Origin of the sequence: Treponema berlinense (genome assembly GCF_900167025.1) — a bacterium.
Lineage (GTDB): Bacteria > Spirochaetota > Spirochaetia > Treponematales > Treponemataceae > Treponema_D > Treponema_D berlinense.
Map to the genome: position 1 here is coordinate 121,455 of NZ_FUXC01000005.1, position 15,667 is coordinate 137,121.

Genomic DNA, 15,667 nt, shown 5'->3' on the forward strand with positions numbered 1-15,667 from the left:
TTTTTGAGGGGGAATAAAATGATAAAAGTTGATCCTAAGGTGCAGAGAATAATTGACTGGAGAGAAAGTTTTATAACTTTGCCGGATAATCATTTTTTTGAGCTTATTAGAATGTATCTGGGCGAAATTCATTCCCCGTTCAACAAGCAAAAACTCATTGAACAGCTCGGCGCTTTTTTGAGAAAAGAAGAAAACCGCCGCACAATAATCAATCTTCTGTCCGAAAGCGACATTTTAATTCTTGCCGCCGTTTATTATATTCCAAATGCGACAACCGAAAAACTTTCCAATTTTTTTGACAAAACAATCAATTTTGCAAAACTTTACGAGAGACTTTTAAATCTTGAAGAAAGACTCTTGATTTACCGCCACGGCGACAAAAATACGCGCAAAACCCTGATTTCGTTGAATCCTATGCTCGAAGATGAAATTCTTCCGCTTCTCAGCAAAAAAATTCTCTTGCCATTGCCGGTTCTCGAAACCCGGAACGAAGAAGTCCCTTTGTCGCTTACGCCGGAAAAACTTGCCGCCTTTATAAATTTTGTCTGCACAAATCCCGGACTTTGCAAGGCGGACGGAACTATAAAAAAACGCGATTGCGAAAAACTCGAAGAAATATTCGGTTCTGGAACAGCGCCTGTTTTTCAGCATATTTTTACCGCTTTTATAAATCTTTCGCTCGTAAAAGAAAATTTGAACGGTTATGAAATCGACGGTTCAAGACTGAATTCTTTTGCCGGGCTTGACGAAAAACTTCAGTATGCTTATCTGTGTGTCGCGGGAATCGGACGCTTTAGCCGCACTGCTCTTATGAGCCAGGCAAAGCTCCTTCTCGAAACAGCAAATTCCTTGCCGGCAACTGGTTTTGCGCGCACCTGCGTTTTGAGAACTGCATTTTTGCTTTTTGAAAAAGATCCTTCTTCATTTTCTTCGTCGGAGCGCGCTTTTGGTGGCGGACGTTTTAATTCGATTTTGGCCCGCGCTCAGGGAGAAGATGAAAATTCTTCGGCAAATTCGATTTTGGAAAATCCTTCTGCGGTTATGGACAGACTCTGCGACAGCGCCGCAATGTTTGGAATTTTGCAGGAATACGGAAAGGACGAAAACGGCGAAACTGTTTTTGTAAAAGGCGGCGTTCTTTTTAAGAAGACTGTTTCTAGAACAGGAATTGGAGCCGAACCTGAGCTTCCTAAGGTTTTAAATATCGATCCGGCCTTTAATGTTACGGTTTTTCCGGGGCTTCCTCTGAAAGAGCTTTTACCGCTTATGAGAATTATGGACTTAAAGCAGTTTGATACTGCGGCGGTTTTTGAGATTACCAGAAAATCCATAATGCGCGCTTTGGACAGCGGTTTGGCCGAAAAAGAAATTTTGGAAATTATAAAAAAATTCTGCGCTTATGAACTTCCGGAAAATCTTCTTGTGAGCATTGAGGACTGGAGCAATTCTTATTCTTCTGCAAGCTTGTACAAAGGCTATGTTCTAAAAGTTGATGAAAAAAGCACAGTCCTGGTTCAGAACAACCCTTCGATTTCTCCGAAAATTTCTAAAATCATTGCACCCGGCGCATTTTTGCTGAACGTTGCCTCTGACGAAGAAGCTCAGAACCTGATAAAAGAGAGCGGACTGGACTTTATCGGAAGCATTCAGACGCCAAAGAGCGAATTTTCCGGACCGGCTTTTCCAGTTTTTGAGATAAACAGAACTGCAGGAAGTGCGCTTTTGGGCGGTGGAACAGCACAGCTTAGGAGCGGAGCAATTTCTGAAAGCGAAGGAAGCGACAGTTACGGAGTTATAACTACGGACGAAGAAAGAAAAGAGCATTTTGATATGCTCCGCGGACTTTTGGACAAAATGGCGATTACTCCGGAGCAGAGGGAAGGACTTTTGCTCAGAATAAACAGAAAAATTATTTTGACTCCACAGCAGCTCAATGCGGACAGCGTAAAACTCGAACAAATTGAAGCGAATGGAATGGATTATCAGGGAAAAGTTCATGTTGCGGAAAGCGCAATTACTCAAAATATGATGCTTGAACTTGAATACGACGACAAAAAAATGCCGGACGGACTTGCAATAATTGTTGGAACTCCAGTTTCTGTAGAAAAAAATCCGGTGGACAGCGTTGTTCATCTTGTCGTTGAGCCTGAACACGAAGAGAGAGCTTTTTCTCTTGGACAGGCACGCAACGTAAAGCGGATACGCGGTTCGGTTTTAAGATAAATTGAAAAATTGTCCGTACGGCAAAGTAAACAAAATGCTTTTTCGTGCGGAGTTTTTTTTGTTTGACCGGAAAACTTAGCCCGGATCGCCACGGAAAGACCGGACGAGCGGAGCGAAGGAGGACTTGCAGTAAGAGCCGGATAAGACGGAAAATTGCGCTCCAAAATAAAAACTGACAAAATTTCAAAAATCTGTTACTCTATATAAGAACAAAATATTACTGAAAACGGACACAAAAAAAAATGATTTCTGGAATTTTAATTGAAGGTTTTATTTACGGCATTATGGTTTTGGGCGTTTTTATGACATTTCGCGTCCTTAACTTTTGCGACATGACGGTTGACGGCTCTTTTCCGATGGGCGCGTGTATTCTTGCTGCCTGCCTTACGCACGGAATTTCGCCTTCCTGCGCGCTTTTGATTGCCTTTTGCGGCGGCGCGGTTGCCGGTCTTTTTACCACTTTGATTTATTCAAAACTGCGGATTCCTGACCTTTTAGCCGGAATTCTGGTTATGACAATGCTTTATTCCGTGAACCTGCGGATTATGTCGAACCACGCAAATGTTTCTTTTTTGCGGCTCAATACGATTTTTAAAAGTCTTTCCGGGGCTTTTCCTGCTGCCGGCGACTGGGCAATCGTGATTTTTATTGCGGTTTTTGTTGCAATCCTTACTTTTTTGCTCAACACTTTTTTTTCGACGGATTTTGGTTTGACGATGGGCGCTTTAGGTTCTAATCCGCAGATGGTGATTAGCCAGGGTGTTGACCCGCGTTTTGTGCGTGCGGTTGGAATTTGCCTTGGAGACGCAATGGCCGCACTTTCTGGAGCTATGTTTGCAATGTATCAGGGGTTTGCCGATGTTGGAAGCGGAACTGGAGTTGTGGTATCGGGACTTGCTTCTCTTATGCTTGGTGAATTTTTGATTCGTTCAAACAAAATCGGCTGGCAGACTTTCCGTGTAATTCTCGGTTCGATTTTGTACCGCGCTCTTATGTACGTTGCCCGGCGTTATGGAAGCGTTGTTGGGCTTGGGCCGAACGACTTAAAACTTATTACCGGACTTTTAATCATCGTCTGCCTGATAATTTCAAAAACGAATATTAGCGCATATTTTAAGGAACACTTAAAAAGGCCTTCTGTAAGTTGAAAATTGGGAAAAACAATAAAGACCAATAGAGAACTTTGTCTAAACTTCATTATGGGAGAAAACGATGCTTGAATTAAAAGATATTGGAATTACATTTAATGCGCATACGCCTGACGAAAACAAGGCTTTGTCAGGAATAAATTTAAAAATTAACCGCGGAGATTTTATAACTGTAATTGGTTCAAACGGAGCCGGAAAATCAACTCTCTACAACATAATTGCAGGAACCTTAAAGCCAACTGCCGGAAAAATTTTTCTTGAACAGAACGGTTCTGTCCGCGATATAACAGGTGATCCTGAGTACAAGCGCGCACGCTACATTGGACGCATTTTTCAAAATCCTCTTTTGGGAACAGCCGGAAAAATGAAGCTAGAAGACAATATGGTGATTTCCAGCAAAAAAGGAAACAAAGGCTTAAAAATTTCGCTGAACAACCGTCTTCGCGAGCAGTTCCGCGAACAGCTTAAAGAGCTCAATATGGGACTCGAAAACCGCCTAAACGACAATGTTGACCAGTTTTCTGGCGGCCAAAGGCAGGCTCTTACGCTTTTGATGGCGGTTATGAGCAAGCCGGATTTGCTTTTGCTTGATGAACACACTGCCGCCCTTGACCCGGCAAATGCAGACCTTGTAATGCAGCTTACCCTCAAATTTACACGCGAAATGGGACTTACAACGATGATGGTTACTCATAATATGCAGCATGCGCTCGATTACGGAAACCGCCTCATCATGATGCACAAAGGTCAGATAATTCTGGACATAAACGGCGAGCAGAAAAAAAATCTTACAATGGAAGACTTAATCGCCCAGTTTAAAAAAATACAGGTTTCAAACGACGCATTGATGCTTCAGTAAAATAAAAAAAACAGCAAAAAGAAAATTCTTCTTGACATAATGTTTCTATTTATAGTAACATTATGAAGTAATCACTTGTTTTGGAGGAACTTTATGAAACTCGTAAATAAAATTGTTTTTTCTGCAATTGCCGCGGCCTTGCTTTTTGGAACTCTTTCCTGCTCAAAAAAATCAGCAAATTCTGAAAAAAAAGTAAAGATTGGAATTGCAAAAATCGTTCAGCACGTTGCTTTGGATTCTGTTGAACAGGGCATTGTCGATTATTTAAAAGATAACGGAATTGATGCGGAATACGACTTGCAGAATGCAAACGGCGACGTAAATACAGCCGCACAGATTGCGCTCAAATACAAGGACGAAAACGTGGATGTTGCCGTAGGAATTGCAACTCCTGTAGCACTTGCCCTTGCAAATTCAATAAAAGATATTCCTGTTGTATTTGGAACAATTACAGACCCTCTCGGCGCTGGACTTGTAACAACTCTTGACCACGGCGAAGGAAACGTTACCGGCATGAGCGACGCGATTCCGACAGAACAGCACATTGCGCTTTTTAAGGAAATTGCCGGAATCAAGACACTCGGCTACATCTACACATCGAGCGAGGCAAATTCTGTTTCTTCTCTCGAGCTCGTAAAAAATGCCTGCCAGAAACTCGGACTTAACCTTGTAACTCAGTCAATTGCAAATTCAAGCGAAGTAAAACAGGCGGCAGAAACAATCGTAAACCGCGTTGACGGAATTTACCTTACAACCGACAATACCGTTTTTAGCGCTCTTTCAAGCCTTATTCAGGTTTTTGAAAAGGCAAAAAAGCCGATTTTCTCCGGCGACGTTACTGGCGCAATGAACGGCGGATGTGTAATTGCTTCTGGATTTAACTATTACAAGGCTGGCCGCGCAACCGGCGAAATGGTTCTTCAGATTTTGAACGGCAAAAAACCGTCAGAACTCCCAGTCCGCTTTATGACAGAACCAGAAGACTTTGACCTTTTGTTTGACCTGGATTCGGCAAAAAACTGCGGAATCGAAATTCCAAAAAAATATCTCGACACCGCAAGCATGATTTTTGAAAACGGAAAACTTATCCAAAAATAAAAATCTGCATAAAACTAATTAAGAAGATTTTCTAAAGTCTGGCTTACACCAAGTTCCTGTAAAATTTTGCAGGAACTTTTTTTTGCGACAGTTTCTTTTTCAAAACCTGTTTTTTTTATTGCGCGGATCATAAGGTTTTTTGGAGTGCCTTCGTCGTCAATAAATTCAATCATCTGCACCTTGTATCCAAAATTTTCCAAAAGTTCGCCACGGACAGCGTCCGTAACAAGTGCGGAAAACCTCTCTTTTATAAGTCCATATTTTAAAAGCGGTTCAAAAACCGGATTTTCGCCGGCCTTATTTTTTTTAAGCTGCAAATTTATTTCGTGCTGGCAGCAAGGCACAGAAAGAATCGCGGACGCGCCTTTTTTTATTGCATAGTTTAAGGCGTAGTCTGTCGCAGTGTCGCAGGCGTGCAGGGTGATTATAATGTCTGGTTTTTTGTCTTCGCCAAATTCTGCAATGTCGCCGACCGCAAAGCTCAAATTTTTAAGGCAAAGCTCGTCCGAAAGTCTTGAGCAGTATTCAATCACGTCTTTTTTTTAATCCAGCCCGAAAATTCTGCACGGAACTTTTAAAATTTCCGTCAAAAAATACTGAACAGCAAACGTCAGATAACTTTTTCCAGAGCCAAAATCAACAACGCTCAGTTCTCCGCCGCCTTTTTTTGCCAAAACCTCGAGAGCCGCGTCCTTAAAAATTTCCAAAAAACGGTTGATTTGCCGGAATTTGTCGTATTTTGCCGCAATAACCCTGCCTTCCGCCGTCATAATTCCGAGCCGCACCAAAAACGGAACACTTTTTCCTTCCGGCAGAATGTAATTTTTCTTTTTATTAAAGGATTTTCCGGTTAAAAGATTTTTGTACGGAATCGGGCGTTCCCCTGCCGGGTCGGGTGTTCCACCGTTGTCATTGCCTTCGGCAACGCCTTTCGGCGCGGTTCCACCCCCTAACGCGTTCTCTTTTTTTAGTTTTTTTACAAGACGGGTAACTTCGCCTTTTTTGTTTGCAAGAACCGTAATTTCTTCTGTTTCTGTGCGTTCAACGCAGTTTTTAAAATTTGCAGGAATGTTTTTTTGGATAAATTCTGCAACTTCCACGGCGCTCATTTTTTTATGAAAAACCTGGGTTTTTGTGTAAAACTCGGCAAGATAGAGGTTTTGTTCCAGGTTTGAAGAGACAGAAAGTTTGATTTTTACCCGGATATAAGAGCTTTCCGGGTTGTCATTTGTTTTTTTTGCAGGTTTAGAAAGTGTTGCGGATAAAAGCATAGCTTGTATTTTATCCAAAATGCGTCAGCGATGATAGCAGCGCGAAGCGTTCCTGAGCGCGCGGCACTCAGGAATGGAGGCTAAAGCCGGAACTGCGGCCGTAGCGACCCGCAAAGCGGGGGACGCCCGGATTTTTGAGAAACAAAAAATGTTTCTCAAAGGACTGTATTTTTAATGTTGTTTTGCGGTATAGTATTTATATGGGAAAAATTATTGTTTTTGTTAATCAGAAGGGTGGTGTTGGCAAAACGACTTCTGCCATAAACATTGGAGCGTATATTGCAAAGGCAGGAAAAAAAGTTCTGCTTGTTGATTTTGACTCTCAGGGAAATATGTCCAGTGGCGTTGGCGCAAAAAAAGACAAACCTACGATTTACGAACTTCTTGCCGGCCAGTGCTCTTGCGAGCAGGCTGTAAAAAATACTCCGGTTGAAAATCTTGACGCAATCACCGCAGATACCGACCTTTCTGGTGCTGCAATCGAACTTGTTGATGAAGAAAACCGTGAATTTTTCTTAAAAAAGGCGCTTGAGCCGCTTAGAGAAAAATACGACTTTATTCTTATTGACTGTCCTCCATCTCTCGGAATTTTAACTCTTAATGGACTTGCTGCCGCAGATTCTGTAATTGTTCCTATGCAGTGCGAATATTTTGCTCTCGAAGGAATTACTCTTTTGCTTCAGACTGTAAAAAAAGTTCAAAAATCAATAAATCCAAAACTTATAATCGGCGGAATTTTCTTTACTATGTACGACAGCCGTACCCGTCTTGCCCAGGATGTTGTGCGTCAGGTTCAGGCTTATTTTAAGGATGTTGTTTTTAATACAATTATTCCCCGAAATATCCGTCTTTCGGAAGCTCCTTCTCACGGAGTGCCAATCTGCCTTTACGACCCGAGTTGTGTCGGTGCAAAAAGTTATGAAAAACTTGCTGGGGAGGTAATCCGCCGTGGCTAAAAAATTTGGGCTTGGAAACGGTCTTGATTCTCTTCTAGGCTCTTCTGCAAAAGAGGACGAACCGGCAAAAACAGAGAATTCTTTTCAATCTGTAAAGACAAATCTGCCTGCCGGAATTGAACAGGACGAATTTGGAAAACTTTGGATTAACCCGGAACTTTTGCGCCCAAATCCTTACCAGCCGCGTCAGGAATTTGATCCTGAGCAGTTAAAAGAACTTTCGGATTCGATTAAAGAAAACGGTGTAATTCAGCCAGTCACGATTGAAGATGCAAAGGACGGCACTTTTTATATTATTGCCGGTGAGCGCCGTACCCGCGCTTCCCGCCTTGCAGGACTTGAAAAAATCCCTGTCCAGCTTTCTGCATTTAGCGACCAGAAAAAACTCGAAGTCGCGCTTATCGAAAATATCCAGCGCGCGGATTTAAATCCTGTCGAAGAAGCCCGGGCTTATTACAAGCTTATGGAACTCGGCGGACTCAAGCAGGAAGAGGTTGCCCAGAAAGTCGGCAAAAATCGCGCCACTGTTGCAAACGCAATCCGCCTCCTAAAACTTCCGGAAGACATTCAGAATGCGCTTGTGAGCGGACAGATTACCGCAGGACACGCGCGCGCTCTTTTAATGGTAAAGGACAAAATGAATATGCACATTTTGTTCGGAAAAATCGTAGGCCAGGGACTTTCTGTTCATCAGACGGAAGTTATGGCATCGGAAATCAATAATCCTCAGCCAAAGATTAAGAAAAACGATGGTGCAAAAAGTTTGACGCGCGATCCGGATCTAATCGACGTCGAAACTCAGCTTATCCAGAAACTTGGAACTAAAGTTCAGATTAAGGGTTCGTACGAAAAAGGCTCAATTGAGATTTCGTATTTTAGCAAGGACGATTTTAACCGCTTGTTTGACTTTATAAACCACTAGATTCGGGCTTTTTTTCTATTTTATTTGTTCAAAAACGCTTCCCAGACCTTGATGAATGACTAAATTTGCCATTTCGTCGGCTTGAGTTTGGGTTTTGTTTATCATTGCAAGATTTTTTCCGGTAAAATAGCGGATAAAGCCTGCTGCCGGATAAACGACGAGTGAAGTTCCTCCGATTATGAGCATATCCGCATTTTTTATTGCCTGAATTGCTCCTTCAACAACATTGTCGTCCAGGCCTTCTTCGTAAAGAACAACGTCCGGTTTTACAAGACCGTTGCATTCTGTGCAGTGCGGAAGGCTGTCCGGAGAATTTTGGCTTTCGAGAATAAAATTTTCGTCGTAAAATTTGCCGCATTTCATGCAAAAATTGCGCAAAGTGCTTCCGTGCAGTTCAAAAACTTTTTTGCTTCCTGCTTTTTGGTGCAAACCGTCAATGTTTTGCGTAACGATTGCGGAAAGTTTTTCTTTTTGTTCAAGTTCTGCAAGCTTAAAATGCGTAATATTTGGTTTTGCGTTTTTTATAATCAGTTTTTCGCGATAAAATCTGTAAAATTCTTTTGGATTGGTGTCAAAAAAACTTCTTGAAATTATTGTTTCCGGCGGATACTTCCATTTTTGCTGGTAAAGACCGTCCTGGCTCCTAAAATCCGGAATTCCGCTCTCTGTGCTTACGCCAGCGCCTCCAAAAAATACAATCCGTGAACTTTCATCAATCATTTTTTGAAGTTGTTCAATTTTTTCGTCCATGTCTTCCGCCTCTTTTTGTTTTATTTTTTTTGACTGCCGGTTTTAATCAGCCGGATGTGAATAGAATTTTTTATCAATTATATATTTATATATTCAATTTTGCATAAAAAAATAAACTGTTTCTAAATTTTACAAGTTTTATAATTTGTAAAGTTATAAAGTCAATGTTTTTGGTAAAAATTAACAAAAAACTTAGAAAAAATATTTGAGAATTGAACAAAATGTCGAATTTCTCCATAATTGTTATAATATTTTATAATATGCCGATAAATATAATCGAGAAATTATTTATTTCCGGAAATTTGCGCTTATAAGTTTTTTGTTATAGTATTAGGAAGTAATAAAAAAGTGTTATATAAGGGGACGAGCATGAAAAAAAGTGCGTTTTTCTTTTCTGTTTTAATTGTCTGTGGATTATCTGTTTTTGCACGTGGCAAGCGCGATATTGATGAGCGCGACGTTGCCCAGATGGACAGCTGGCAGGAAGAATTTGATATTAGCGGCAAAAAAGAAGGCAAGTACAATGCCATGGTTACCGTAAAGGATAAAGGCGGTAACGAAATTGTCGGCGGACCTTATAATATTTTTATTGATCCTGATTCGGATTATCCTGTTTCTGGTATAACAAACCCGATTAAAAATATGCGTGTTCCGGGCAACTTGAATATTGTCGGAACCTGTATTGATGATGACGGAGTTGACGAAGTTTGGATTAGCCTTGACGGAGCAGAACCTGTCAAAGCAAAAGGAAAAGAATTCTGGTCTTATTATCTTGATACTACGGAACTTTCGGAAGGCCCTCATACAATCGAAGTTTATGGAATTGATATAAACGGACTTTCTTCTGCGGCAAAACCTTCAAAGAACGCAAAGGTAACCTGGAACCTTGACCGCAGGCTTCCTGTTACAGAAGTTACAAATCTTGCGCTCGGAACTCTTGTTTCTGGCAAAATCAATCTCAAAGGAACAGTTTCTGACGGAAACGGCATAAAAGCTCTTTCATATTCACTTGACGGAAGAAAAACCTTTAGCGAAGTAAAAATCAATGAAGACAAAAAAACTGGAATTTGCACCTTTGAGCTTCCAATCAACACAAAAGAATCTCCGGACGGAGCGGCAGTCTGCTGGTTTAAGGCAACGGACAAAATGGGTTCTGTCGGATACAATTCGTTCCTTTATTTTATCGACAACACAAAACCAGACGTAAAAATTGTTTCTCCTGCTGACGGCGAAGTTATGAACGGCCGTTTTGGAGTTGCAGGTTATGCAAAAGACACAATCGGCGTTCAGAAACTTACATGGGCTTGCGGCGAAAAATCCGGCGAATTTGAACTTACTCCAGGAAACCCATACTGGTATCACGAAATAGACACAATCGGTCTTAATACAAAAAAAATTGAATTTTCGGTGACGGCTTTGGATACTGCCGGAAACGAAGTGACCGTTAAAAAGGCAATTCCAATCGACCAGGAACTTGATAAGCCTGTCGTAACGATTGAATATCCTGCAAAGGACGGAATTGTCGAAGGAGAGGCCGGAACTTTGTTCTTGCGCGGAATTGCGGCGGACGATGACGGAGTTGTTTCTGTCGAATACAAACTCGACGACGGAGAAACAAAAACTCTCGAAACTCATGGTGTTTTCTATGTTCCTCTCAGCGAAGAAAATGACCTTTCGGCAGGAAAACACAGCGTAACGGTAATTGCAACCGACATTCACGGTGTGCGCGGAAATCCTGTAACTTCAACCTTTGTTTCTATGGGAAAAGTTCCAGCGATTGAAGAGGGAAAAATCAATTCAAGCCTCGGAAGCGAACCTGTGTTCACAGGAGTGGCAGTTCATCCTGAGTCTAATCCAAAATACGAAACTACAGTTTTGAGCGACTGCGGAATTTCTTCGGTTGCATGGCAGTTAAACTGGGGCGACAACGGAAGCAAGACCGGAGAAGTTGCCCTCAAAGGCGGAGAAAAATCAGTTCCTGTAAGCATTGCGCTTGGCGGTGATGATGTTGCTTATGGAGCGGTAAATCTTAAAATTACGGCGATTGATATTTATAATCGCGTATCTCAGAAAATTGAACTTGTAAAACTTTTGGATCTTACTCAGATAAATGTCGAAAAACCGGCGGTTGTTTTTGAGGACAGCCGCATAAGCGAAAATGGCGACATTACAAACGACATTGAACATCCTGTTTCCGGATATTTTGCCGGCGGAAAAATAAAAAGCGCTTCTATTGTTCCTGCAACTCCTTTTGCAAAAATTGAGTACGATGAATTTACGATAAAATTGACTGCAACTGACGCTCTCGGAACTTCATCTCCTGTAAAAGTACGTGTAATTTCTCAGGACAATGTTGCTTACGAAAGCCGCGAATTGATCTTCCATTCGGATTCTCCGGCGCCAAAAGTTGCCGTTGACAAAACTGAAGAAAATCTTGAACAGCAGTTTGACGAAGACGGAAACCCGATAGAAGAACGTTCAAAAATAAAAATTTCTGGAGCGGTTTCTTCAGAAACACCTCTTACTTCTCTAAAATACCGGATTATAACAGTTCCTGCTGTTTTTGACTTAAAAACTCCTTCGCTGGTGACAGGAGCAGGTTCTCCTTCGTTCGGACAATTTGCAGAACTTCCTGCAAAAACAGGCGGATTTGAGTTCGAAATTGATGCTGCTGAGCTCAGAAAGGGAATTTCTGTAGTCGAAATTGTAGCAAACAACGGAAAAACGGCGGCAGATTCTGTAAAAATCAGAAATCTTCCGGAATTGCCTTCAAAAACAGCCGACGGCAAAAAAATCACTCCGGCAAAACCTGTTTATTCGTGGATTGATGCGGAAGACGTTTACTATGTAATTATTTCTCAGACTACTTCTTCAAATTTTAGCGGAACATTCTTCCGTTCAGAAATGGCTGCCGGTTCTTCAGAACTTTCGGTAAAAGCAAGCGACGGAAAAGTTATTTCAAAATACACTGCAAAAAAACCAGGTTCTGCAAAAGTGTTTATTTCAGAAATTGACGGAAAAACTTACGCAAGCGGAATGAGAATTGCACTTCCCCGCGGAAATTCTAATTCTCCAAAAAACGCATGTGTGAGCATTGTTTCCGACTTCCCTGTAACTTCCGTAAACTGGGCTATTTCTGGAGAAAAGCTTCCTGGCGGTGACGAAAAACAAAGCGGGAAAGTTGATGCAAAACAAATCCGCCAAATTGATTCAACTCATTACGAAGCAAATATTCCTTTGAATAATCTTCCTTCAAGACTTACTTCTCTTGAAATAACGGCAGAAACTGCTGGCGGAAATGCTTTTTATAAGGGAACTGTCGGAATTGTGCGCGAAAGGGATTCTGCTCTTGTGGACAACGAAAATAGAATTTACTGGGCGCCGACAGAAAAAACTCCGTTCGACACTGCAAATTCCCGCTATGTATTAAAAACCGGCGAAAAATTTGGAGCATTTGTAAACGTTTTTGGCCCTGTATCGGCGACTCTTTCAACTTATCAAAACGGACTTACTGTTCAAGCGGACGGAAATTTTGCATACATTATTGCAGAAAAAGAAGGAATTTATAAAAATGTCGGCCTTAAAGTGACTGACAGTCAGGGCGTAACATATAATTCAACTGTGATAGAACTTTTAGTTGATGATTCTGCTCCAACCGTAGAAATTGTTGCTCCTGAGCTGCAAAAGTGGATTCAAAAAAACACAATGCTTACTGTAAAAGCCGGCGATTTAAATGGAATTGAAAGCGTTGAATATTCGGTAGACGGCGGTCGAAACTGGAATCCCTGCAAAGGAAACGGAAGCGGAACTTATGTTGCCGCGCTCAATCTTGAATCATTTGAAGACGGAATCATTCCTGTTGACGTGTTTGTAAAAGACATTGCAGGAAAAATTTCTTATGCTCAGACAGTAATTCAAAAAGATACTCAGACTCCGCAGGTTCAGGTTGTTGTTCCTTGCGCAGATGATGTTGTAAACGGCGAAAATCTTATCGCATTTATTGTAAAGGACAGCGGACACTTTAGCCGTGCAGAATATGTTGCGCCTAAAAACGGAAATGCCGCTTCTGCGCCAGTTGAACTTCCTCTTGGACCTATGGTTGTTACTCATATTGGAACAGCGGACAAGCAGATTAGCGATTTGATGTCATTCAATTTTTATGATGAGACAGGAAATGTCGAAACGCTCCGCCGCTGGGACTTTATAATTGACCAGAAATCGGATCTTCCAATTGCAGAAGTTCATATGCCGGAAGAAGATGCCGTAATAACGACAGACTTTGTTGTTTCGGGCGTTGTAGTTGATGACGATGGACCTTCAAAAGTTTATTACAAAATCGACAACGGTGAATACAAGCTTGTTTCTGAAGAATATGGCACAAGTTTTTCAATCGATGTTCCTCTTTCAACGATGAAAGACAACGAACACTCGGTTACTGTTTATGCAGAAGACTTGAATGGTGTAAAAGGACCGGAATTTGTCCGCAACTTTAAAATTTCTCTTGAAGAACCAAAGGGCGCGGTTATAACTCCTCCGATTGACAATACAGTCCGCGGCTGGGTAAAGCTTACAGGAAAAGCAACTGATAAAAACGGCATAAGCAAGGTTTATATTTCTGTAGACAACGGAAATACTTATAACGAGGCGACTGGAAATTTTGCCCACGAAAATGAAGTTTCTGACTGGTCTTACGAATTCGACACAAGAGTCGTAGAAGACGGAACTCATGTTGTATTTATGAAAGTTGTTGACTGGTTTGGAATCGAAGGCCTTTATTCATCTTTGATAAACATTGACAACACCGCTCCGAGCATTGACCTTGAATTGCCGCTTGACGATTCAAAAACAACAAAAATGCTGTTCTTCTCTGGTCAGACAACGGATAATATTGGGCTTAAAAAACTTTATATTACGATTCGTTCTCTTGAAGGCAAAACTGTAAGTCAAAAACTTGCAAACATCAACTTGACCCCTGGAGAAATCATTACAGAATCAATAGATTTGTCTTCTCTCGACAACGGTTTTTACAATGTTGAATTGACAGGAATGGACGCGGCAGACAACATTACCCGCGTTTCAAGAAACGTTCAGCTGGACAAACGCGCCGCAATGGCAAAGGTTGATCTTTTGTATCCGCTCAATGGAGAATTTGTAAAAGGCGTATTCAATATTTATGGAACGGCAGTAAGCGAAATCAACATTGAAAGCCTTGAACTTTTGGTTGACGGAGAAAAAACGGCAGAAACAACACTGAGCGAAAGCGGATATTACAAATTTAATCTTTCGCCGGAAATGCTTACTGACGGACAGCACAAAATTCAGGTTAAGGCAAATCTTGCAAATGTAAGCACAATTATGTCTAACGAACAGTTTATAAATTACACTTCTGTTGGTCCTTGGGTTACAATCGACAATTTTACTTACGGAGATTTTGCAATCGAAAGACCGTACATTGTTGGCGATGCCGGATATGCAATTTCTGAAACGGAACTTGTTGCTGCAAAGGCAAAGGGCGCTCAAAAAGAAATGAAAGACGCCACCTTGGCAAAAACTGTAGAAAAAGTTGAAATTTCTTTCAACAATGGAAAATCATTTGAAGAAATTTCAAAAACTGGAAAATGGCGCTACCGCATTGAAAATGAAGACATTACCGAAGGCTATCACTTTATGCTCGTGCGTGCGACAATGAAAAACGGCGAGACAGCGGTTACAAGAACTATTGTTCAGGTTGATAAGACTAAGCCGACTGTTAAGCTCATAAGCCCGGGCGAAGGCGGACGCTTTAACCAGAGCATTGAATTTAACGGTCTTGCACACGACGATGTTGCGCTTAAGAGCGTTTCTCTTGCTTTGCGAAAAGGTGACAAGTCAAGTTACGAAGTTCCAGCTTTTATTCAGGGATTGTATTTTGACTGGCATTTCTGGGGCGCAACTCTGTTTGATATTGGTGCCGGACTTTCGTTCTTTGACGACAACGTTCGTATTCAGGTGCAGTGGGGACAGTTTACGCAGACACAGCGCGAAATGTTTACAAAAACAAACCAGCGTTATGGCGGCGACAGCGTATTGGGAGCAAAAATTCTTGCAAACGTTGCATATATTCCATTTATGTACTTCCTTGGACGCGATTACGAATGGCTTTCTGCAAACGTGACTGTCGGTGCAAACTTTACGAGATTTAATCAAGGTCAGTCTGGTAAGCCGCAGGTTCTTTCTGCCTTGCTTGCCCAGATTGAATTCCCGAGGGTGACTTTTGCAAAGCAGAAGATGTTCAGGACGTTCTCAATTTATACAGAAGGTCAGTTGTGGTTTATTCCAACAGATGTAAGTTCGGACGTTGATATTGACAACCTGGTTCCGCAAATCTCTGTAGGTTTGCGTGTAAATGTATTCTAGAAATTTTTTTCTAGGATTAGCACATGTAGATTGATTTTGTTTTA

General features: G+C 41.5%; 8 protein-coding genes and 1 pseudogene. 7 read left to right on the plus strand and 2 right to left on the minus strand.

The genetic code is table 11. The annotated features are described in order from the left end of the window. Positions 1 to 18 precede the first annotated feature (18 nt). The 4 genes from B5D47_RS05795 (at position 19) to B5D47_RS05810 (ending at position 5,328) form a co-directional block, all read left to right on the plus strand. Positions 19 to 2,223: a helicase-associated domain-containing protein gene (locus B5D47_RS05795; protein WP_078930892.1), complete on the plus strand. Its 2,205-nt coding sequence runs from the start codon at positions 19 to 21 to the stop codon at positions 2,221 to 2,223. Between the two features lie 242 nt (positions 2,224 to 2,465). Beyond that, positions 2,466 to 3,371: an ABC transporter permease gene (locus B5D47_RS05800; RefSeq protein ID WP_078930893.1), complete on the plus strand. Its 906-nt coding sequence runs from the start codon at positions 2,466 to 2,468 to the stop codon at positions 3,369 to 3,371. A 64-nt stretch (positions 3,372 to 3,435) separates the two neighbouring features. Further along, on the plus strand, positions 3,436 to 4,230 hold the full coding sequence (locus B5D47_RS05805; RefSeq protein ID WP_078930894.1) for an ABC transporter ATP-binding protein: 795 nt from the start codon (positions 3,436 to 3,438) through the stop codon (positions 4,228 to 4,230). Between the two features lie 93 nt (positions 4,231 to 4,323). Continuing rightward, positions 4,324 to 5,328 (plus strand): ABC transporter substrate-binding protein, encoded by a 1,005-nt coding sequence (locus tag B5D47_RS05810; RefSeq protein WP_078930895.1) that lies wholly within the window; start codon positions 4,324 to 4,326, stop codon positions 5,326 to 5,328. Between the two features lie 14 nt (positions 5,329 to 5,342). Here B5D47_RS05810 and B5D47_RS11855 read toward each other — a convergent pair. After that, positions 5,343 to 6,599: pseudogene (locus tag B5D47_RS11855) on the minus strand (class I SAM-dependent methyltransferase). Between the two features lie 200 nt (positions 6,600 to 6,799). On the opposite strand from B5D47_RS11855, the gene B5D47_RS05825 reads away from it, so the two are divergent. Together B5D47_RS05825 and B5D47_RS05830 are read left to right on the plus strand one after the other, a co-directional pair. Then, complete coding sequence (locus B5D47_RS05825) at positions 6,800 to 7,555, plus strand: ParA family protein (protein ID WP_078930898.1); 756 nt, start codon at positions 6,800 to 6,802, stop codon at positions 7,553 to 7,555. After that, positions 7,548 to 8,477: a ParB/RepB/Spo0J family partition protein gene (locus B5D47_RS05830; protein ID WP_078930899.1), complete on the plus strand. Its 930-nt coding sequence runs from the start codon at positions 7,548 to 7,550 to the stop codon at positions 8,475 to 8,477. The genes B5D47_RS05825 and B5D47_RS05830 overlap by 8 nt, the downstream gene beginning before the upstream one ends. 15 nt (positions 8,478 to 8,492) lie before the next feature. On the opposite strand, the gene B5D47_RS05835 is transcribed toward B5D47_RS05830, so the two are convergent. Next, positions 8,493 to 9,227, minus strand: a complete 735-nt coding sequence (locus B5D47_RS05835) for an NAD-dependent protein deacylase (protein WP_078930900.1) — start codon at positions 9,225 to 9,227, stop codon at positions 8,493 to 8,495. Between the two features lie 369 nt (positions 9,228 to 9,596). On the opposite strand from B5D47_RS05835, the gene B5D47_RS05840 reads away from it, so the two are divergent. After that, positions 9,597 to 15,623 carry an Ig-like domain-containing protein gene (locus tag B5D47_RS05840; protein ID WP_078930901.1) on the plus strand — a complete coding sequence of 2,009 codons (6,027 nt, stop codon included), beginning with the start codon at positions 9,597 to 9,599 and terminating at the stop codon, positions 15,621 to 15,623. The last annotated feature ends 44 nt before the right edge of the window (positions 15,624 to 15,667 follow it).

Bases quoted from the DNA above. Each gene is read 5' to 3' on its own strand.
- B5D47_RS05800 (WP_078930893.1), top strand. From the start codon at position 2,466: ATGATTTCTGGAATTTTAATTGAAGGTTTTATTTACGGCATTATGGTT.
- B5D47_RS05795 (WP_078930892.1), top strand. From the start codon at position 19: ATGATAAAAGTTGATCCTAAGGTGCAGAGAATAATTGACTGGAGAGAA.
- B5D47_RS05810 (WP_078930895.1), top strand. From the start codon at position 4,324: ATGAAACTCGTAAATAAAATTGTTTTTTCTGCAATTGCCGCGGCCTTG.
- B5D47_RS05835 (WP_078930900.1), bottom strand. From the start codon at position 9,227: ATGGACGAAAAAATTGAACAACTTCAAAAAATGATTGATGAAAGTTCA.
- B5D47_RS05825 (WP_078930898.1), top strand. From the start codon at position 6,800: ATGGGAAAAATTATTGTTTTTGTTAATCAGAAGGGTGGTGTTGGCAAA.
- B5D47_RS05805 (WP_078930894.1), top strand. From the start codon at position 3,436: ATGCTTGAATTAAAAGATATTGGAATTACATTTAATGCGCATACGCCT.
- B5D47_RS05840 (WP_078930901.1), top strand. From the start codon at position 9,597: ATGAAAAAAAGTGCGTTTTTCTTTTCTGTTTTAATTGTCTGTGGATTA.